This window comes from Candidatus Babeliales bacterium, assembly GCA_035288105.1.
In the GTDB taxonomy this organism is placed as follows: domain Bacteria; phylum Babelota; class Babeliae; order Babelales; family Vermiphilaceae; genus SOIL31.
The window spans coordinates 19,106-37,902 of the sequence record DATEAY010000020.1; the positions used below are offsets into that span (position 1 = coordinate 19,106).

General features: G+C 35.6%; 21 protein-coding genes. 18 read left to right on the top strand and 3 right to left on the bottom strand.

Features of this window, described 5'->3' with window-relative positions; all coding sequences use genetic code 11:
* Positions 1 to 628 precede the first annotated feature (628 nt).
* From VJJ26_01070 to VJJ26_01140, 15 genes are all read left to right on the top strand, one after another.
* Entirely contained in the window at positions 629 to 1,033 is a 405-nt protein-coding gene (locus tag VJJ26_01070; GenBank protein ID HLC06754.1) for a hypothetical protein, read from the top strand.
* Between the two features lie 131 nt (positions 1,034 to 1,164).
* On the top strand, positions 1,165 to 1,335 hold the full coding sequence (locus VJJ26_01075; GenBank protein HLC06755.1) for a hypothetical protein: 171 nt from the start codon (positions 1,165 to 1,167) through the stop codon (positions 1,333 to 1,335).
* 335 nt (positions 1,336 to 1,670) lie between these two features.
* Positions 1,671 to 2,207, top strand: a complete 537-nt coding sequence (locus tag VJJ26_01080) for a CarD family transcriptional regulator (GenBank protein ID HLC06756.1) — start codon at positions 1,671 to 1,673, stop codon at positions 2,205 to 2,207.
* 128 nt (positions 2,208 to 2,335) lie between these two features.
* Positions 2,336 to 3,298 carry a tRNA (adenosine(37)-N6)-dimethylallyltransferase MiaA gene (gene miaA, locus VJJ26_01085; protein ID HLC06757.1) on the top strand — a complete coding sequence of 321 codons (963 nt, stop codon included), beginning with the start codon at positions 2,336 to 2,338 and terminating at the stop codon, positions 3,296 to 3,298.
* A 9-nt stretch (positions 3,299 to 3,307) separates the two neighbouring features.
* Positions 3,308 to 3,952: an SPOR domain-containing protein gene (locus tag VJJ26_01090; GenBank protein HLC06758.1), complete on the top strand. Its 645-nt coding sequence runs from the start codon at positions 3,308 to 3,310 to the stop codon at positions 3,950 to 3,952.
* A gap of 39 nt (positions 3,953 to 3,991) precedes the next feature.
* The gene (locus VJJ26_01095) at positions 3,992 to 5,917 is read left to right on the top strand and encodes a SurA N-terminal domain-containing protein (GenBank protein ID HLC06759.1); all 1,926 of its coding nucleotides are present in this window, start codon (positions 3,992 to 3,994) and stop codon (positions 5,915 to 5,917) included.
* Positions 5,914 to 7,041 (top strand): recombinase RecA, encoded by a 1,128-nt coding sequence (gene recA, locus VJJ26_01100; protein HLC06760.1) that lies wholly within the window; start codon positions 5,914 to 5,916, stop codon positions 7,039 to 7,041. The genes VJJ26_01095 and recA overlap by 4 nt, the downstream gene beginning before the upstream one ends.
* 15 nt (positions 7,042 to 7,056) lie before the next feature.
* Entirely contained in the window at positions 7,057 to 7,599 is a 543-nt protein-coding gene (infC, locus tag VJJ26_01105; protein ID HLC06761.1) for a translation initiation factor IF-3, read from the top strand.
* 21 nt (positions 7,600 to 7,620) lie between these two features.
* The gene (gene rpmI, locus VJJ26_01110) at positions 7,621 to 7,836 is read left to right on the top strand and encodes a 50S ribosomal protein L35 (GenBank protein HLC06762.1); all 216 of its coding nucleotides are present in this window, start codon (positions 7,621 to 7,623) and stop codon (positions 7,834 to 7,836) included.
* Between the two features lie 34 nt (positions 7,837 to 7,870).
* Positions 7,871 to 8,218: a 50S ribosomal protein L20 gene (gene rplT, locus VJJ26_01115; protein ID HLC06763.1), complete on the top strand. Its 348-nt coding sequence runs from the start codon at positions 7,871 to 7,873 to the stop codon at positions 8,216 to 8,218.
* Between the two features lie 165 nt (positions 8,219 to 8,383).
* On the top strand, positions 8,384 to 8,701 hold the full coding sequence (locus VJJ26_01120) for a hypothetical protein (protein ID HLC06764.1): 318 nt from the start codon (positions 8,384 to 8,386) through the stop codon (positions 8,699 to 8,701).
* Positions 8,698 to 8,988, top strand: coding sequence for a cell division protein ZapA (locus VJJ26_01125; GenBank protein HLC06765.1), 291 nt, complete (start codon positions 8,698 to 8,700; stop codon positions 8,986 to 8,988). The genes VJJ26_01120 and VJJ26_01125 overlap by 4 nt, the downstream gene beginning before the upstream one ends.
* Before the next feature lie 119 nt (positions 8,989 to 9,107).
* Entirely contained in the window at positions 9,108 to 10,667 is a 1,560-nt protein-coding gene (gene rny / locus VJJ26_01130) for a ribonuclease Y (GenBank protein ID HLC06766.1), read from the top strand.
* A gap of 2 nt (positions 10,668 to 10,669) precedes the next feature.
* The gene (locus tag VJJ26_01135; protein ID HLC06767.1) at positions 10,670 to 11,491 is read left to right on the top strand and encodes a TIGR00282 family metallophosphoesterase; all 822 of its coding nucleotides are present in this window, start codon (positions 10,670 to 10,672) and stop codon (positions 11,489 to 11,491) included.
* A 37-nt stretch (positions 11,492 to 11,528) separates the two neighbouring features.
* Positions 11,529 to 11,966: a hypothetical protein gene (locus VJJ26_01140; GenBank protein HLC06768.1), complete on the top strand. Its 438-nt coding sequence runs from the start codon at positions 11,529 to 11,531 to the stop codon at positions 11,964 to 11,966.
* A 19-nt stretch (positions 11,967 to 11,985) separates the two neighbouring features.
* Here the strand turns inward: VJJ26_01140 and VJJ26_01145 are convergent, their stop codons facing one another.
* Positions 11,986 to 14,016: a hypothetical protein gene (locus VJJ26_01145; GenBank protein HLC06769.1), complete on the bottom strand. Its 2,031-nt coding sequence runs from the start codon at positions 14,014 to 14,016 to the stop codon at positions 11,986 to 11,988.
* A gap of 141 nt (positions 14,017 to 14,157) precedes the next feature.
* Between VJJ26_01145 and VJJ26_01150 the strand changes: the two genes are divergently transcribed.
* Complete coding sequence (locus VJJ26_01150) at positions 14,158 to 15,111, top strand: DMT family transporter (GenBank protein HLC06770.1); 954 nt, start codon at positions 14,158 to 14,160, stop codon at positions 15,109 to 15,111.
* Between the two features lie 63 nt (positions 15,112 to 15,174).
* Complete coding sequence (locus VJJ26_01155) at positions 15,175 to 15,651, top strand: FKBP-type peptidyl-prolyl cis-trans isomerase (protein ID HLC06771.1); 477 nt, start codon at positions 15,175 to 15,177, stop codon at positions 15,649 to 15,651.
* Positions 15,652 to 15,729: 78 nt separating this feature from the next.
* Here VJJ26_01155 and VJJ26_01160 read toward each other — a convergent pair whose 3' ends face one another.
* Positions 15,730 to 16,140, bottom strand: coding sequence for a hypothetical protein (locus VJJ26_01160; GenBank protein ID HLC06772.1), 411 nt, complete (start codon positions 16,138 to 16,140; stop codon positions 15,730 to 15,732).
* A gap of 197 nt (positions 16,141 to 16,337) precedes the next feature.
* Complete coding sequence (locus tag VJJ26_01165) at positions 16,338 to 17,207, bottom strand: prolyl oligopeptidase family serine peptidase (protein HLC06773.1); 870 nt, start codon at positions 17,205 to 17,207, stop codon at positions 16,338 to 16,340.
* 139 nt (positions 17,208 to 17,346) lie between these two features.
* On the opposite strand from VJJ26_01165, the gene proS reads away from it, so the two are divergent.
* Positions 17,347 to 18,768, top strand: coding sequence for a proline--tRNA ligase (proS, locus tag VJJ26_01170; protein HLC06774.1), 1,422 nt, complete (start codon positions 17,347 to 17,349; stop codon positions 18,766 to 18,768).
* The last annotated feature ends 29 nt before the right edge of the window (positions 18,769 to 18,797 follow it).

The following is an 18,797-nucleotide window of genomic DNA, read 5'->3' on the forward strand; positions in this document are numbered from 1 at the left end:
AATAAGGAATTATAGGAATTATAGGGACATAGGAATATATAAGAACTATATAAGTAAGAACTAAGGACTGTCTCTATATAAGTAAAAGCACTAAGACATATAAGAAGAAAGATTAAAAAAGTTTTACTGCGAAGTTTGTTGCTTAAAAGGGGGATTGGTATACGCAAGATTATGAGTAAAAGAAAAAGGAAAAAGTCTATGCAACACATGTACGCGTATAAACACATAAGAACAATTACCAATTGGACGCCACGCCCGCACATGCAAAAGGGGATCGTACCAATTAACGCGTTTGCGATTTAAGATAAAATTCAGTTAATTTCTTAGCATAATCATCATCAAATTTTGCATGAGTTAATGTTGTTTATTCGTTTTTGAAAAACACTTTTGTTTTTTTATATCTAAGATTCCTTAAAAGGGAAACAGCGGCCCTTGTGGCAATTGAGCAAGTTTTTTGTCTGCAAAGCGCTACTCTGTTTTTTCTACCATTGATTCCATCTCTTTTTCTTATAATTTATTACCATTTGTGCTATTAAGCAATTTCTGTATAATAACATGTAAGATTTAATAAAGGCCTTTTTGCTCAATATGAACCAAAGAGCCCTATTGCTGAATTCAGGGGGTTATTATGAATAGACTTATGATGAAAATGAGCGTTATTGTGCTGATGATTTCAGCTTGCAACACATCTTTTGGAATGATGCCTTATTATAAACCGTCTCGCAAAGCAAAACTCAAGAATTCTCCAGAAATGAAAGTTGCTAGAAGGAAAGCTTTTAGTCGGATGCAACAAGATCTGGAAAATCAACGAAATAATATAAAACTTATAGAACCTAGACCATCTGAGGATTGTGCCCTTGAGAATGTTCCGCTTCCGTTGGAAATATTGTTGAAAATTGGTGAAAGCGGCAAAAACGTCATTGACAAATTGGATGCAACGTGTCGATTAATGAACAGACACTTGGTGCATAAAAAAATTAAAAATGCTCGTGGTCTTTGTGAGGGTAATATGTTGCTTATTCTACATGGTTAAAAAGAGCAATGGAACAAAATAGTAAGAAGGCGTTCGAGTTTTTGCTGCAAGAAGATCCTTTTGATTGTAAGAATTTCTGTTTCTTTAAATGCTCTTTATACGTATTTCCCGACTATCCCAAGGGACCAATCATGAATGATCTTGAACTTCATATCAATTATCTTGGAGAATTTGCTAATAATGGCCTTAAGCACCGCGGTTGTCGACTAGATTTCGGAAGCTATTCATCAGAATGGGAAACGAGTTTTCTTGTCTTATGCAAAAAACACGGATGCAGAACTTTAGAAGAAACAAAACACTAGCAAATATAATTAGGATTCGAATTGGAAGTTTTTGCATGTCAAAAGTAAAAAACTTTCAATTGCATTTCTCTTCTAATTGATAATTAACGAGCGCTAAAGAAAAAACACAAGTAATTTTGACCTAGTATATAAAAAATAATTATTATATACGCTGCATGGTAAAAGATAAAATCTTTTCTCCACGCAGTGTTTTTGTTTGTGATTTTTTGTGTGTTCCGAAAAATAAGTTACTCCTGAATATTGGTACTTAAAATTTTTGTAAATGTGTGTTAAGATTTTAACTGTGTATAAAACTCTTCTTGCGAGAAGCTTTACCTTTTTATGAAAGGGTAGCTATGTTTGCTCGCAATGAGAAAGTTGTGTACCCCGGTCACGGGGTGGCTATTATCAGCTGTGTTATCGAAAAAAAAATCGCAGGCCGTTTATTACAATTCTTTGAACTACGATTTCTTAATAAAGATATGACAATTCTTGTCCCAACAGATAATGCTAGCGCTGTGGGAATTAGACCCCTCAGTTCTGCTGAATATATTAATGATATTTTTAAAATATTGGCGCAACCAGTAATTGCCAAGCAGCTTGATGCTGCAGTCAGTAATTGGAACAAGCGTAATAAAGAATATCAAGGAAAACTTCGCAGTGGCAATTTATTAGAATTATGCGCAATCTATAGAGACCTAAGACATATTGAAGTTAATAAAGAGCTTTCGTTTGGTGAAAAAAGTTTGTTGCAGCAAACAGAAAGCCTTCTCATCGAAGAGATCTCAATTGTTACTAAAGTAGGAGTTGCTGATGCGGCTAAACAACTAAAAGATTTAGTTGGATACAAAGTAAAACACAATAATGAATCGTGCTTTGTTAAAACTTTGTAGCGTACATTTATAACCCCAGCCTTTAACCAAAATCTTCACTTCTGCCGGGTACCCAATTGAAACGAAGTGAAGATTGGGTTAGAAGCTGGGGTTAATAAGTTGGTAACTTTCGTGTATGCTTATATAGTATGAAGAACAAAATAGATCGCCCATTTATGCTCATCATCTACGGACCTACTGGGGTTGGCAAAACTGATATGGCTCTTGCTATAGCTGAACGCATGCCATCTGAGATTATTAACATGGATGTAGGTCAATTTTATACCCCTCTTTCTATTGGTACAGCAAAACCGGATTGGAAACACAGTCCAGTACCACACCATCTTTTTGATATTATTGATACTCCTGCCAATTATACCGTGAGTGAGTATCGCGTCTTATTATACAAAACAGTACAAGAAGTTATACAACGTGGAAACCTTCCTATTCTTGTTGGAGGCTCTGGGTTTTACTTGCATGCTCTGCTGTTTCCTCCCCAAGTTGCACTAGAAGACAAAGACATTTCGCATGTATATCCCAAAGGCACAAATCTGTGGCAAGAACTTTATGTTATTGATCCACAACGAGCATTACATATTGATAAAGCAGATGAATACCGTATCAAGCGTGCATTAAGCATTTGGCATGCTACCGGAAAATTACCCTCATCGTATGCTCCCGTGTACAAACCAGAAGCAGATTATATGTTGCTTTTTGTAGAACGCGATCGTCAGGAATTAAAAAATCGTATCAATCAACGTGTGCTAGAAATGTTTGATTGTGGCTGGATACAAGAGGCAGAAAATCTTATCAATACACCATGGAAAGATTTTATTCAAAATAAAAACCTTATTGGATACAGCGAAATATTTGATTATGTATCAGGTGAAAAAACTGCAACCACGTTTTCCAATATGGTAGATACTATACGTGCCAGAACAAGACAGTACGCAAAACGACAATTTACCTTTTGGCGTAAGTTAGAGCGTGAAATTAAAAAAGAAAAGCAGTATACTAGTACAAGCATAGGATGCCTTGAGGTAGTAAACTTGACGAATGTAAAAATTCATTTATATCTTAATGAACTGTTAAAACGATTGTTGTTGCGTTAGGTAAAAAATATGAATAAATGGGAAGATTCTTTTAAGAAAACAAATGAACAAGCATGTCATTGCTCAAATAATCAGGGCCTATTTGTACCAAACAGACAACTGAGTTTTATAGTGGCTGGATTGTTGTTTATATCGTTTTGCATTTTTATGACCGGATATTTTTTGGGTAAAAAAAATGTAGTCGAACAATTTTCTGAAAAAGTGCAACAAGAAGCTTTTGCAGATCAAATTTACACATCAGTACTTGCAACTGCGCAAGAAAATGAACAGCCAATGACAAACACTTTGTTGGTAACAGATGCAGATATTGTTGAAGTACCCCAATCTATCAATCAAGAAATAGCAGTTGTTGAATCGGATAATACTGAGTTTCAAGAAATATCATCTTCTCAGGAATTATCATCAGCACACTATTATGCGCAATTGATAGGATTTGGAACGGAAAAAGCGGCACAACTTTTTGTAAAAAAACTTGCATCAAAAGGCATTGATACAGAAATAAAAAAACGAGTAAGTAAAACGGTAAAAGGTCGTACTTCTTATTGGTATCAGGTAGTAACTCCTGCATATGCCAATAAAAATGATTTATCAGAATTGGTTGATAGGATCACAAGAGAAGAAAATATTAAAGATGCAAGCATACGCACGTGTTAGTTTTTTAAATAAAAAAGAGTCCAAAGAAAGGTATATGGTATGATTATCACTATTCGCAACCAGATTAAACATTCGACGTTTCGTTATGTTGCATTTTTTATTGTTGTAGTTTTAGGTGCAGGTATGATCTCTATACCTTCACTGATGAGGCAAGAGAGAGCTGGTGCATCATGGGCATTACAAGTCAATGGTGAAAAAGTATCGTATCAAGAGTTTGCACGCGAAATTGCTGAGCAAAGTGAATTTCTTGCACAAGTTCGTGCTCAGTATGGGCAATACGCAGATCTTTTATTCCAAGCAATGGGTTGGCCAAGCGATCCAAAATCATTAGCATTTGACGTTCTTGTTAAAACAACATTGATGGGCCAATTGGTGAAAGAATTGGGAATATCTGTTCACGCAGATTACATCGCAGAAAGCATTAATGATGCACAATTTGCACGTCGCCATTTACAACGAGTATTGCCACCATTTATTTTTGAACAAACAGGAGCGCTCAATCCTGACAAACTCAAAATGTTTTTACAACACAAAGGCATTTCTATTAAAGAATTTGAAAATAAAATCGAACAAAGCCTTGCTCAGTTACAAGCTATGCAGTTTGTTGCACTATCAGCATATATTCCTTCTTTTGACATTAAGCAGGAATTTATAGTAAATAATCTTGGCAAACAATTTTCGTATCTTACTTTTTCATTTGATTCATTTTTGTCAGCAGAAAAAAGAAATGCGATCAGTGATGAAGATGCACGCGTATTTTATGATAAAGAAAATATTCAACGTCGTCGCTATTGGGTGCCAGAAAAACGAGACGGTATTGTTTGGAAGTTTGGTGCACGCAATTACAATGCTTCTATTTCTGAAGAACAAATAAGTGAATATTATGAAGATAATAAGGCAAGCAAATATGTGCTTGATCCTATTAAAGTAGAAGTGCGACAAATTACTGAAAAACAATTGTCTCAGTACCCTGATGTAACTCTCGAAAGGGTAAAAGAAGAAATAATAAATGATCCAAATTCGTCATGGGCAAAAAAATGGGAATTATTAAAACCATTTGCTCGTGGAGAGAAAAAAGGTGATTTTGAAAAAGAAGCATTCCTTTTACAAAAAGAAGGTGAAATTTCATCGGTAATAGAAACTAAAGATGGAAAAGTCATCGTTCAGTTAGTCAGACGAATTCCACGCACATACAAACCGCTTTCTGCAGTGAGAAGTGAAATGAAAACTATCCTGGCAGAAAAACAGTTTAAGAAGAGCTTTGTTAAAGATATAAAAGCCATTGTGACACAAGGCGATGCACAGGGAATAGAAGCATTCATTGCTCAAAAAACAGGCAAAAAAGAGATGGCGCTTGGTGTTATCAAAAATGATACACGCCTTTCCAAGGAGTTTTTTGGGTTGAAAAAAGATGAATATGGCTTTTTTGTAGAGGGCGAAACTGGATTTGTTGTTTTATTAACAAATATTGCAGAACGCAACTTACCAGAGTTTGATTCAATTAAAGATGTTGTTAAAGGCGATCTTTATGAAGAACGAGCGTATGATGCAATGATAAGTGCCGTAGAAGAAGCAAAAAAAGCCGCAACTCAGTCTTCTTTTGATCAGCTTGCTAAGGAATTTGGTGCATCTTTACATCACACAGATATGATACAACCGAACGATAGTAAAAAGATTCAAGAACTTGATAAAAAAGGTCTTCCGGCAAAGGCAATGCTTGGATTTGATAAGTCTGGAGCTATCTTTGTTCACAGTGGTGAAAGGGTCAGCTTCTTGATAAAAGTAGATGCTATCGAGGAATATGACCAAAATGACCTTATTTCTGCACAAACCGAGATATTGCCCCATTTAGAATCAAATCGTATGAAGATGCAAATAGAGAGCGTTGTTGCTTCTTTGCATAGAAATGCTACAATAGAAACTAACGAGTTAACACAAATAACTGAAGAAGAATATTCAGAATGAAAAGAAAAACAACATCAACAACATCTGCATCTCAAGAAGAGAGCATAAGAGACAAGCGCCAGGCCGAGCAATCGATGAAAAAGAAGATGCTCGAGGTAACTTTTTCCCAAATAGATAAGCAATATGGCAGTGGTGCCGTTATGAAGCTTGGAGAGTCTCAAAACAATAATATAGAAGCTATTTCAACAGGATCTATATTGATTGATAGAGCAATTGGAATAGGCGGATTGCCAGTTGGCAGGATCATTGAAATATTTGGGCCAGAAGCTTCTGGCAAAACAACATTAGCTATGCATGTTATAGCTCAAGCTCAAAAACGTGGTGGTATTTGTGCATTTATAGATGCAGAACACGCTCTTGATGTTACCTATGCCAAGAATTTGGGTATCGATGCAGATGAATTGATTATTTCTCAGCCGGATTACGGCGAACAAGCACTTGATATTACAGAAATGCTCGTTCGGTCAGGAGCTGTGGATGTTATAGTAATTGATTCAGTTGCTGCTTTAGTTCCAAAAGCTGAACTTGAAGGTGACATGGGAGATTCTCACATGGGACTTCAGGCAAGGCTTATGTCTCAGGCGCTGCGTAAATTAACTCCTGTAATTCACAAGTCGAAAACAGTACTTATTTTTATTAACCAAATTCGACAAAATATTGGTGCTATGCCTTTTGCAAACAAAGAAACAACAACTGGCGGTAACGCGTTAAAATTTTATGCTTCAGTTAGGCTTGATGTTCGTAGAATAGCGAGTCTTAAGAAAAACGACGTCAACATTGGTAATCGTGTGCGAGTACGTGTTGTAAAAAACAAAGTTGCTCCTCCGTTTAAACAAGTTGAAGTCGATTTATTATTTAGTGAAGGTATCAGTAAGGAGCTTGATCTTCTTGATGCTGCCCTACACTTTAAAATTATTGTGCAATCAGGTTCATGGTTTGCATTTAATGATAACAAAATAGCTCAAGGTCGCGATCAAGTGTTACAGTACTTGAAAGCACCGGAAGCGTTTGATGCAGTGTATGCAAAAGTCTCTGAGGCAATTGTCGCTGAAAAAAATGCTCTGGTTGTACCGGAGTTTAATGTTCAAATAAAAGAAAATGATACGCAAGCAGAGTTTGAGTAATAGAGAAAAAGGTCCATGTTGAAAGATAAAAAAGAAACCGGTCAGTTAATTAATCAGCAAATTCGTGCTGAAAGCGTTCAACTTATAACGCAGGATGGCGAAAATATTGGTACTATAAGCAGAAGTCAGGCCTTACGCCAGGCGGAAGAAGCGGGACTTGATCTTGTGTTAATAGCACAAAGCGGTAAAGATGGTATACCCGTTGTTAAAATCATGGATTTTGGCAAAGTGTTATACGAAAAGAAAAAGAAAACTATTGAAGCTAAAAAGCATCAAAAAGTTATTCAGATAAAAGAAATAAAAATGAGTCCCAAGATCGGCGAGCATGATTATCAAACAAAAATTAAGCAAGCCGTACAATTTCTAACTACAGGAAAGCGCGTAAAAATAACGCTTTCATTTAGAGGTCGAGAAATAGCAACTAAAGACGCACGTGGATCAGAGCTTTTTGCCAAAATAGAAAAGAGTTTTGAAGGGCATGATTGGACAGACAATCTTATGCAAGAACAAGACTCAAAAATGGGTAAAATGTGGTCACGTATTTATTATTTAAAATAAACATACTATCAGGGATGATCAATGGCAAAGATGACCAAAATTAAAATGAAAACAAATTCTTCTGCAAAGAAACGTTTTTCAAAAACAGGTGGAAAAATCGTTAGAATTAAACGTGGTAAGGCGTTTAGACGCCACTTGATGACTAGAGCAAATGCTAAAACAAATCGTCAATTACGTAAAGCGACCTATTTTTCTGCAGCAGATTTGCCTGGAATTAAACTTTTACTACCATACTAATAAATATAATTAATAATTAATTTAGGGATTAATAATGTCACGAGTTAAACGCGGTATAGCTACAAAAAAAAGACATAAACGCTTATTAAAGCAAACTAAGGGTTTTTGGGGGCAACGCAAAAATATTTTCAAAAGAGCTCATGAAACATTGATGCGTGCGTGGGCTTTTGCCTTTAAAAGCAGAAAACTTTATAAACGTGATATGCGTTCACTCTTTATTTCTCGTATCACAGCTTCAGTGAGACCTCATGGAACATCGTATAGCAAATTTATTCATGGTCTCAAGGTTGCACATATCGACTTAAATAGAAAAATGCTTAGTCAATTATCAATATTTGAGCCGGCTGCGTTTTCTAAGATTGTTGAGATAACTAAACAATAGTTTTCTTGACAATGCTTTTTATGAATCATTAGACTAACTTCCAGAAATGAATATCTGCCTAGTTGTTCTGATTGACCCAATTCTCGCTCCGCTCTGTATTGGGTGCCCGGGTGAAGAAAAACTGAAAGCCGGGATAAGAACTTGGGGTTAAAAAAAAGGAGACTTATGGAAGTAGTATTAGTTCTAGAAGAAAAAATAAAAACTTTGATTGCATTAGCTAAAGACATGAAACAGAAACATGATGCCTTGCAGTCAAAGTATGATTCGTTAAAAAGCGAAATTGCTGAATTAAAAGTAGAGAATGAAAAGTTTGCTGAAGGTAATGCACAATTGACTTTCCAATTGAACACAATAGAAAAATCAATACTAAAAGAAACTGGCCATGTTCAGGAGCTCACAGAAGAACGTTCTATGACACGCCTGGTTCTTGATGACTTAATAAAGAGTATAGATTCAATTGTTGAGAATGAAAATCAACCATGATGAATGAAAAAAAGAGTTATAAAGTACAAATTTTTGAAGAGCACTATGTTCTTTCTAGCGATGAAACTGAGGCACTTGTATTAAGGGCAGCAGAAATGGTAGATCTTACAATGAAAGAAATTAGCCATCATTTTGCTATTACTGATGTAAAAAAAATAGCAGTATTATCAGCGTTGCGTATTGCAAATAAGTTGCTACATTGCGAACGTGAACATAGCAATAAAGAACAAAAAATAGTTGCTTTAGAAAATTATATTGATCAAGAACTTTCGTTATTAAATTTGTAAAAGTAATCTTCTTCTTGTGTGCATTCCATTAGTGTAAGCTTACATTCTGCTTTAGCACTAATTTTATTATCGTTAATTACGCTACAAGCACAAAGCTTGTCTAGCATTTAGGAATGCTCATGATGGATATGTCTATTCTTTTTATAGGAGCTAGTGTCGCCATTTTCGGTGCGGCATTAGTTTTTCTGTTGCTTGCATATAGAAAAAGTGCAGCAGCATCCGAGTTGCTGAATGATGCTAAAGATCGTTTAAAGAATTCAAAGCGTGATATTGATGCAGAAAAACAAGCAGCTTTAATAAAAATTAAAGATGAAATGTATCATAAAAGAAAAGAGTTTGAATTAGAACTTAAACGTGAACGCATTGAAATTGATCGTCTCCAAACAAAGTTAAATACAAAATCTGAACATCTAGAAAAACGTGAAGTACAGTTGGATGATTTACGTATTGAGTTACAACAAAAAGAACGTAATTTGTCTCGGCTAGAAGATGCCGTTCGTATTAACGATACCAAAGTAAAAAACCTCTATAGCGAGCTTATAACAAAATTAGAATATGTAAGCAGCATGTCAAAAGATGATGCAAAAAATGCATTATTTGGAACAATCGAAGCCGAAGTGCGTCTTGCTAGTCAAAAATATGTACAAAAGGTTGAAGAAGAAGCTCGTCAAACTTCAAAAGAACGTGCAACTAACATTCTTGTAAGCGCTATGCAGCGATATACGGCAGATCTTGTAGCTCCTTATTTATCCGGAATAGTCCATCTTCCCAATGAAGAAATGAAGGGAAGAATTATTGGAAAAGAAGGAAGAAATATTAAAGCGTTGGAAATGGCTACAGGAATGGAGTTTATCATTGGAGAAGCTCCAGATATAACTGTCTCTGGTTTTAATCCCATACGTCGTGAAGTTGCGGTGCGTACGTTAGAAAAACTCATTACCGATGGAAGAATCAATCCAACGCGTATTGAAGAAACTGTTGCTCAATGCGAAAAAGATATTGAAGAAATTATTCAGGAATATGGTAAAAATGCGGTTCTTGAATTTAATTTACAAGGCATTCATCCCGAAATTATCACACTCATTGGTAAATTACATTTTAGAACAAGTTATTCCCAAAATGTGTTAGTGCATTGTAAAGAAGTTGGCGTGTTTGCACGCATGATTGCTGAAGAATTAGGTCTTGATGGCACATTAGCATTACGAGCTGGTTTGTTGCATGATATTGGTAAAGCAGTTACTGCTGAAATAGAAGGACCGCATGCTTCAATCGGTGCTGATATTGCAAAACGTTGTGGCGAAAATGCAATAGTCGTCAACGCTATTGCTGCCCATCATGAAGAAGTACCATTTGCATCGATCTATGCAATTATTGTTGTAATTGCCGATACTATTTCAGCATCACGCCCTGGCGCTCGTAGAGAAACATTAACTGCGTATATTAAACGCTTAGAAAAATTGGAAGAAATAGCATCTTCATTTGATGGTGTTAAAAAAGTATATGCTGTTCAGGCTGGTCGCGAAATACGTGTTATTGTAGAAGAAGATAGTCTTAATGACGAACAGGCAAATCTACTTGCTCACAACCTTGCCCGTAGAATTGAGCAGGAAATGACGTTCCCTGGACAAATTAAAGTTTATGTTATTCGTGAAAAACGTTCAATTGAATATGCAAGGTAAAGATGGATACATTACGAGTATTATTGATTGGAGATGTTGTTGGAGCTGCTGGTCGAGCAATATTCCAAAAACATATTGATAAGATAAAGCGTGCGCATAATATTAATGCGGTGATTGTTAACGGTGAAAATTGCGCACATGGCCGTGGTATTACCACAAAAAATGTTCGTTTTTTTGAGCATAATGGTGTTGATGTTATCACCAGTGGTAATCATATCTGGAAACATAAAGAAATTTATCCGTATCTTGATGAACACAGCAATTTATTGCGTCCGGCAAATTTTCCTGCGGCAACTCCAGGTGTTGGTGTAACAACCTTTATGGTTGAAGGACACCGTGTTGGTGTTATTAATCTACAAGGCCGTGTTTTTATGAAGGAACTTATTGATTGTCCCTTTTATAAAGCAGATGCTATTATCAATCAGTTGCAGGAAAAAACAAACATAATCTTTGTTGATTTCCATGCAGAAGCAACATCAGAAAAAATGGCTCTTTCATTTTTTCTTGATGGTCGTGTCAGTGGTGTTGTTGGTACGCACACGCATGTTCAGACAGCAGATGAGCGTATTTTACCTGGCGGAACTGCCCATATTACCGATCTTGGTATGACTGGTTCATTCAATTCAATGCTTGGAATGAAAAAAGAACCAATTATTCATAACTTTTTGACTGCCTTGCCGGTAAGATTTGTTCCAGATTCATCGGTTCCTATTGTTATATCCGGTGCTTGGATAGAAGTTGATACTGCAACAGGAAAAGCTGTCAAAATACAACGCGTGATGATCATCGATAATGATTTGCAGGTTGATGGCGAAGACGATTAATACGTAAATAACATAATCAATAAATAAATATAATAACATGAAAAAAATAGTAGCTTCTTATCTCTTATTCAGCTGTTCGATATTTATGATGCATGCCATGGATGAAGTTCCTTTGGCGAAATTTATAGATGATTCTTATAAAATAATTGCTGTGGAAAAACAACTTTCTCCTGTTTATCTCCAATTACAAAAAATGAATTGTGCACTTCGTAATGTAGCTGAGGTGTTCTATACTTCTCATCGTATCGGAAAGCGGAAAGAGAAATCTTTTTATAGTTATTCTTATACATTAAAATTGAAATTGTCAGAAAATTCAGATGATAAGAAAACTTATGATTTGTCTTCAGCAAAGAGGTGGCGGAAGGAAATTTTTCAAAAAGATCCTTTCTTTATTATTGTGGAAAAAGACAACAATCCAACTGATAAAAAGGTACTTTTTATTGAAAAATCATTGATAAACATTAACAGCCGTTAATAAATAATGAAATGATGAGCTAATCAAACATCTTATTAATTTCTTTATTAAATAAATCCATGGTCTGGTAAATATTTACTGGACCAACATTATTTTTTTGTTGTTCCAAAAGAGCAACACTAAATTTTTGTTTTAATTTTTGCGAAATAGCAGCCTTATTTTTTGTTGGAATATTGCTTGCAAGATTTAATAGAGTTTGTGATTTCTGAATAGCTTCTTGCGTACGAGCATGATTTGCGTCTATTGTTGCTTGTTTATTCTGAGCAACTTGTTCCAATAAGTCATACCATTGTTTTTTTTCATCTTTATATGATGTTTTGACTTGTTCATGTTTTTTTATTTCTTGCTCTCTTCGTTCTTGTTCATCTTTTTTTCTTTGTTGCGCAAGAAGGATTTGTTCTTTTTTGTCTTTTATTCCTTGTATTTTTTGTTGCTTTGCAGCTTCTTGACGTTGTTGTTTTGCTTGTTCATCTTTTACCGGTTTTCCAATTATATCTATAGTTTTCTTGATATTAGCAGGTGACATTTTCTCTGCTGATATCAAAACTGTTTGAACAATAGTAGATACTTCAGGGAGAGAAATAATCTGATGTTTTGTTACAAGATCTTTAACTATTCCTTGCATTTCTTTGACCCAAATTTTATTAGGTAATTCATCTTGTTGATTCCAGTATTTCGCTGCATTAAAATTAAGCAGTATATTTTGAAAATCTTTAAATCTTTCTCTTGCTCCTTGTGGCATAACGGCAAGAAGTTTTTCTTGATCTTCTGCTGATAATCCGGCTGGTTTTTGGTCGCCAGGTCCATACCACCAGTTACTGACAGCTTCAGTGAAGGTTGATAATATTCCTTTTTCAGCAGGAGCTTTTTGCGCTGCTGCTAATTGTTCCATATTTTTGGCAAGGGCTTCACGTGCTTCTTTTATTTGTTTTTTAGTTTCAGCATCTTTTTGAGCCATTGCTAGTTTCATTTTTTCTAATTCTGTTACTACTGCATGCACTTGTGATTTGCTTACTTTTCCTTCTTCTTCTAATTTGGTAAAAGCAGCTAAGATTTTCATTTTTTCTTGTTCTTCTTTTTGTCTTTGTTTTTCTTGTTCTTCTTTTGCAAGAGCATCTTCTTTAGCATATTTTTCTTGCAGAGCAAGTGCTTCTTGTTGCGATTGTTGATAGTATGAAGATTGTTCTTCTGGACTAAAAATGCCGATTGAGTTATTGAAGAAAGTCATAGTTTGATCAGAGTTAAGCGAAAAAAGCTTTTTTCCTGCTATAGCACGTGTTTGCAGAGCGTCATAAAAATCTGCTTGTAGAGTTTGTTGCTTGCGAGGCTCGGATATAAGTATTTGCTTTGCAATATCACATGTTTTATTGAGAATGTCATAAAATTGTAGCCAATTTTCACCCGATTGTTTCACTTCTTTAAGTTGATTTTTCCATTCAGTGCTTAAATCTTTAGGTGCTTGTTCTGGTGTTTGTGTTGTGCTTGTGTTTTCTTGTGGTGCAGCAGGTGTTTCTGGTTGTGGGAGTGGTTCAGGTTGGCTGACTGGTTCTGGAGTAACTATTTCTGGTACTACTGGAGCTGGTATAACTGTTTCTTTTTTCTCAGTTTCTAGTTGTGCCAACAGTTTTTTAATTATAGCATCAAATTCTTCAATGAGCTGATTGCCTTTTTCTAGCGTTACTTTGCTCTGAATAGCTTCAAGAAAATCTGATTTAAGTGTTTCGGCAAGACTTATATCTTTCTTAAGAACTTTTTCAGCCAAATCAAAGGCTGTAGATTTCCATCCATCACTCGGAATATTGTTCTCTTTATCCCAATACTCACCGTCAGTAGTTAAAAGCTCAAGATGATCATTCCAATTTTGCAGTTCATTTTTTTCTTCGATCTCAGTTTCTTGTTTTGATGTATCTTCTGATGGAATTTCTTCTTCAGCAAAAGTTGATTGTTCAATAAGTGGGGGTACTTGGATATCTGTAGAAAACTCTGCATTATAAAGATTATATATGCTGAGCAAGAGAGTAGTTATAAGAATCGTTCTTACATAATTCATATCGCCCCCCATCTACATCTTTTAAATACAGATATACATAATCATACTTACTATCACAAAAATTATTTAAAAAAAGCAACAGATGTGATATAATTTTAATAATTTATCAGTTGTCTAATTATACCTAGAGAGTTTATATTTATGATTCTCGTTATTGTACTCTATTTACTTTTTGCCAGTACGTTTACGCTCGGCAAAGCTGCATTATCATATGTACCGCCATTTTTATTCATTGGAATGCGTATGATTTTTGGTGGTAGCCTGCTCCTTGCATATTATCGTCTTATTGCAAAGCGAAAAATTATAATCAATACCTACGATTATTCTTTGTTCTTACGCATTATAGTTTTTCATATTTTTTGCGCATATACGCTTGAATTTTGGGCCTTGGAATATGTAACTTCAGCTAAAACTTGTCTTTTATATAATCTATCGCCGTTTATTACGGCTATTTTTTCGTACTTTTTGTTTGCAGAAACGTTATCGTATCGGCAATTGTGTGGTCTGGCAATAGGGTTTTTAGGTTTTATTCCCATCTTAATTGCGCAAACTCCACTAGAAACAATAGGTTGGCATCTTGGTTTTATATCTTGCTACGAAATAGCATTGATCGCTTCAGTTATTTCCAGTGCATATGGCTGGATGGTTATGAAAGATCTTATTTATAAGGGATACTCATTTATTATGATCAATGGTATTGGAATGACCGGAGGAGGAATATTGGCTCTGATGCTTTCGCTGGTTAAGGAAGGCTGGCCAACGATTAAAAATGTTCCAACAGCACATGAAACACTCGCGGTATATTATGGTACCTTTGGTGAAAATCTTATCATGTTGGGTGCGTATAGCTTAGCACTTATTATTATTGCCAATATTATTTGCTATAACCTTTATGGTTACTTATTATCCCGCTATTCTGCGACCTTCTTATCATTCGCTGGTTTTATGACGCCGCTCTTTGCGGCATTACTTGGCTGGATATTTCTAGGCGAACAGGTCACCTGGCATTTCTTTGCGACAATAAGTTTTGTTGTTTTAGGGCTTTATCTGTTTCACGAGAAAAGGCCGATTGCGTTTGAAGAAAAAGGCTTATAAAATTTAACACAAGTAAAAAAACTGCTATAATCAGCAATTATTAACTTTTTTAAAGGGAAGAATATGAAGCGATTAGTAGTAGTTTGTTCTTTAACGGTAGCAACCGCTTTTTTACTTGTACATTGTAAAAACACAAAAAACATAGTAAACAACAACAAAACAACACAATTAGGAAGTAACAAAATGACACGTACAAAAACAGCCTCTGGTTTGGAATATGAAGTTCTTCAAGAAGGATCTGGTGCCAGTCCAAATGCTGGAAAATTAGTAACTGTTCATTATACTGGTTGGCTTGATGTTAATGGTCAGCCTGGTAAACAATTTGATAGCAGCTACAATCGTGGTAAGCCATTTGAATTTCAGATAGGTATTGGACAGGTTATCAAGGGATGGGATGAAGGGGTTATGACTATGAAGATTGGCGAAAAACGTCGTCTTTATATTCCATCGGCATTAGGGTATGGCGCGTGTGGTGCTGGTTCAGTTATTCCAGCAAACGCAAACCTTATTTTTGATGTGGAATTGCTTAAAGTTTCATAAAAATAATTAGTGATATAAAAAAAAACTAGGGCTTTCCATAAGAAAGCCCTAGTTTTTTTTACTTGATAGAGGCAAGAACTACTCAGATTTTTTAGCAGCTCTTCTTACAGTCATTCTGCGTTTAGCAGGTTTACGTTTAGGTTCTCCGATATGGCTAATAGCTTCAGCGATGTTAGCCATTATACCTTTAGCAGCAGCTCTTTTTTTAGCTGGCTTACGTTTTGCGCCTGCTCTTTTAGCTGGTTTGCGTTTAGCACCCGCTTTTTTAGCTGGTTTGCGTTTAGCACCTGCTCTTTTAGCTGGTTTACGTTTTGCAGCAGCTTTTCTTTTAGCTGGCTTACGTTTTTTCGCAGTAGCTTTTTTCGCTACTCTGCGTTTAGCACCTGCTTTTTTAGCTGGTTTACGTTTTGCAGCAGCTTTTCTTTTAGCTGGCTTACGTTTTGCAGTAGCTTTTTTCGCTACAGCTTTTTTCGCTTTCTTAACTACCATAGTGACTCCTTTTTTGGTTTGTACTCAACCTTATACTTACTTCAATTTCAATTGTACAAAAAACTATTTTATAAAATCAACAGAATGAATAAATATTTTTTTTAAAAACAAGATTTAAAAGAAGTAGATATACAGTTTATGACTGTGAAAAAGTACTTTTATAACCAAAAATAAAGGGATGTCATGAATAGGAATTTTTAAACAAATATTGGTTGACAATTGGCAAGAAGAGATTCGCCTTGTGCAGCACTAGTAGGGCAATGCGGAAGATTGTATCGTTTATAAAATGCATTCACAACCCATTGATATTTTTCACCATTAGGTCCCTGCAAAATTGCAGCATGTCTTCCCTGATCGGTAATAAAAATATAGGTGTGCTTATGTCCAGATTCAATTAATTTTTTGTATACATTAATCGAACTTGAATAAGGAACAAGATGGTCTTCTTTTGAACAAATTATAAAAATAGGTATATCTTTAGAGATGTTTTCAATACAATTTGCAGGGCTATAACCATAGCGCGTATATTTCTTAAAAATAAACTCTGCTACAGTTTCGCCATATGATAAAGGCAGCCATGTAAGGTTTTTCTTTATCATTATACTTTCGATTACTTCGCCCATGGTAAAATAAGGAGACTCAAGGAGTAATGCTTTAACATTGTCTAATTGATTCAATCCTGCAAAGATACACACATTGGAAGCTCCACGAGATAGTCCATAAAGGATAACATCACAATCTTCAAATTTGGATAATGTTTGTTGATAGGCACTATGAAGGCGGCCAATTTCGTTCTCTTGTCCAAAACTGGTTTCGTTATAGTTAACTCGGTAAAACCTATTGGTTGCATCAGGATAATTGAACGACACAAAGGGTGTACTAATAAGGCAGCGGTCATTGTGATGAACAATATCTTTTTTGGTATATGATTTAGCGTATCCACGGACTTGTTTCCACGTATCAGCAATACCGTGAGAAAAGAGAGTTACTGTTTGTGGCATGCACAAAGTGGGCATTACAACAGTTGTTATGAGAACGTAAGCAAGAATAGTTTTTTTGATATTCACAGAGAATCCCCTTTAATGGCTTGATAAGACCAAAAGTGCCTTTATGCTCATTTTTCTAGGTGGATTTTGTACTTTTTAGCCTATATAATATAATTCTAGCATAAAATTAATAAATTTAAACCGCTAAGTGAGCTTTTTTATGAAAAAACTTCCTGATATAAAGCAAGATTTCTCCGGTTGGTATAATGAGGTTATATACGATTCTGAGCTTGTTGATCATGCTCCGGTAAAAGGTTGTATGGTGATAAGACCGTATGGATATGCTCTCTGGGAAAACATTAAAGATGTTTTGGATAAGCGTATTAAAGAAACTGGCCATCAAAATGCCGCTTTTCCCTTGCTTATACCTGAATCTTTTCTTAAAAAAGAAGCTCAGCACGTAGCTGGCTTTGCCCCAGAATTAGCTATTGTAACTCATGCAGGCGGTAAAGAGTTAGAAGAACCACTGGTAATACGTCCAACTTCAGAAACTATTATTCACTATATGTTCGCTCGTTGGTTGCGTTCGTGGCGCGATTTACCAATAAAAATTAACCAATGGGCTAATGTTGTTCGTTGGGAAATGCGCACAAGGCCTTTTTTACGAACTACCGAGTTTTTTTGGCAAGAAGGTCATACAGCTCATGAAACATATGATGAAGCGTATGAAGAAGTTAAAACTATGCTCGCAGAATATGTTAATCTTGCACACAACTATCTTGCAGTGCCTGTTGCTACTGGTTTTAAAACAGAACATGAAAAATTCCCTGGCGCTGAAAAAACAATGACTTTTGAAGCTTTTATGCCTGATGGTAAAGCTTTGCAAATGGGAACTTCTCACTTATTATCACAATCTTTCGCTCATGCATTTGAGATGAAGTTTCAGGATCGCCAAGAAAAAGAGTCGTATCCGTACTTAACCAGTTGGGGTACTACAACTCGTTTGATTGGTGCACTCGTTATGATGCATGGCGATGAAAAAGGGTTAGTCCTTCCTCCTAAAATAGCCCCAATTCACGTAGTGATTATTCCTATCTTTAAATCAGGAACAGACAGTTCAGCTATCATGACAGCGGTACAAACATTACAAAGAAATCTTCAGGAAAAAGGCATACGTGTACACATAGATGATGAAGATGGCAAAACTCCTGGGTCAAAGTTCTTTAAATGGGAACTTAAAGGTGTACCAGTGCGTGTTGAAATTGGGCCTAAAGACTTAGAAAATAACCAGGCAGTTGTTGTTGACCGTATTGGCCTTGGTAAAAAGTTTATTCCATTGGCTGGTATTGTTGCTGAGATACAACAATTGTTAGATCTTATTCAAAATACTCTTTTTGAGCGTGCTCAGGCCAAAGTTGCTAGTATGCGTCACAAAAGCGATAGCTTAGCTGACTTTGGACCAGCTTTGGAAAATGATGGAAAATTCTATCAAACAAGTTGGTGCGAAAAAGCTGAATGCGAAGCGGAACTGAAACAATATAAAGCAAGTATTCGTTGTATTATTGAAGGGCTTACCTTTACAACATGCTTCCATTGTAAACAACCAAGCACAAAAGATGTGTTGGTTGCTCGTTCGTATTAAAATGTATACAAAGACTATAGCGACAGCAA

Coding starts and splice junctions, on each gene's coding strand:
- rny (HLC06766.1), top strand. CDS start 9,108: ATGATGGATATGTCTATTCTTTTTATAGGAGCTAGTGTCGCCATTTTC.
- VJJ26_01125 (HLC06765.1), top strand. CDS start 8,698: ATGATGAATGAAAAAAAGAGTTATAAAGTACAAATTTTTGAAGAGCAC.
- VJJ26_01075 (HLC06755.1), top strand. CDS start 1,165: ATGAATGATCTTGAACTTCATATCAATTATCTTGGAGAATTTGCTAAT.
- VJJ26_01150 (HLC06770.1), top strand. CDS start 14,158: ATGATTCTCGTTATTGTACTCTATTTACTTTTTGCCAGTACGTTTACG.
- rplT (HLC06763.1), top strand. CDS start 7,871: ATGTCACGAGTTAAACGCGGTATAGCTACAAAAAAAAGACATAAACGC.
- miaA (HLC06757.1), top strand. CDS start 2,336: ATGAAGAACAAAATAGATCGCCCATTTATGCTCATCATCTACGGACCT.
- VJJ26_01070 (HLC06754.1), top strand. CDS start 629: ATGAATAGACTTATGATGAAAATGAGCGTTATTGTGCTGATGATTTCA.
- VJJ26_01140 (HLC06768.1), top strand. CDS start 11,529: ATGAAAAAAATAGTAGCTTCTTATCTCTTATTCAGCTGTTCGATATTT.
- VJJ26_01145 (HLC06769.1), bottom strand. CDS start 14,016: ATGAATTATGTAAGAACGATTCTTATAACTACTCTCTTGCTCAGCATA.
- recA (HLC06760.1), top strand. CDS start 5,914: ATGAAAAGAAAAACAACATCAACAACATCTGCATCTCAAGAAGAGAGC.
- proS (HLC06774.1), top strand. CDS start 17,347: ATGAAAAAACTTCCTGATATAAAGCAAGATTTCTCCGGTTGGTATAAT.
- VJJ26_01090 (HLC06758.1), top strand. CDS start 3,308: ATGAATAAATGGGAAGATTCTTTTAAGAAAACAAATGAACAAGCATGT.
- VJJ26_01135 (HLC06767.1), top strand. CDS start 10,670: ATGGATACATTACGAGTATTATTGATTGGAGATGTTGTTGGAGCTGCT.
- VJJ26_01120 (HLC06764.1), top strand. CDS start 8,384: ATGGAAGTAGTATTAGTTCTAGAAGAAAAAATAAAAACTTTGATTGCA.
- infC (HLC06761.1), top strand. CDS start 7,057: ATGTTGAAAGATAAAAAAGAAACCGGTCAGTTAATTAATCAGCAAATT.
- VJJ26_01160 (HLC06772.1), bottom strand. CDS start 16,140: ATGGTAGTTAAGAAAGCGAAAAAAGCTGTAGCGAAAAAAGCTACTGCA.
- rpmI (HLC06762.1), top strand. CDS start 7,621: ATGGCAAAGATGACCAAAATTAAAATGAAAACAAATTCTTCTGCAAAG.
- VJJ26_01080 (HLC06756.1), top strand. CDS start 1,671: ATGTTTGCTCGCAATGAGAAAGTTGTGTACCCCGGTCACGGGGTGGCT.
- VJJ26_01095 (HLC06759.1), top strand. CDS start 3,992: ATGATTATCACTATTCGCAACCAGATTAAACATTCGACGTTTCGTTAT.
- VJJ26_01155 (HLC06771.1), top strand. CDS start 15,175: ATGAAGCGATTAGTAGTAGTTTGTTCTTTAACGGTAGCAACCGCTTTT.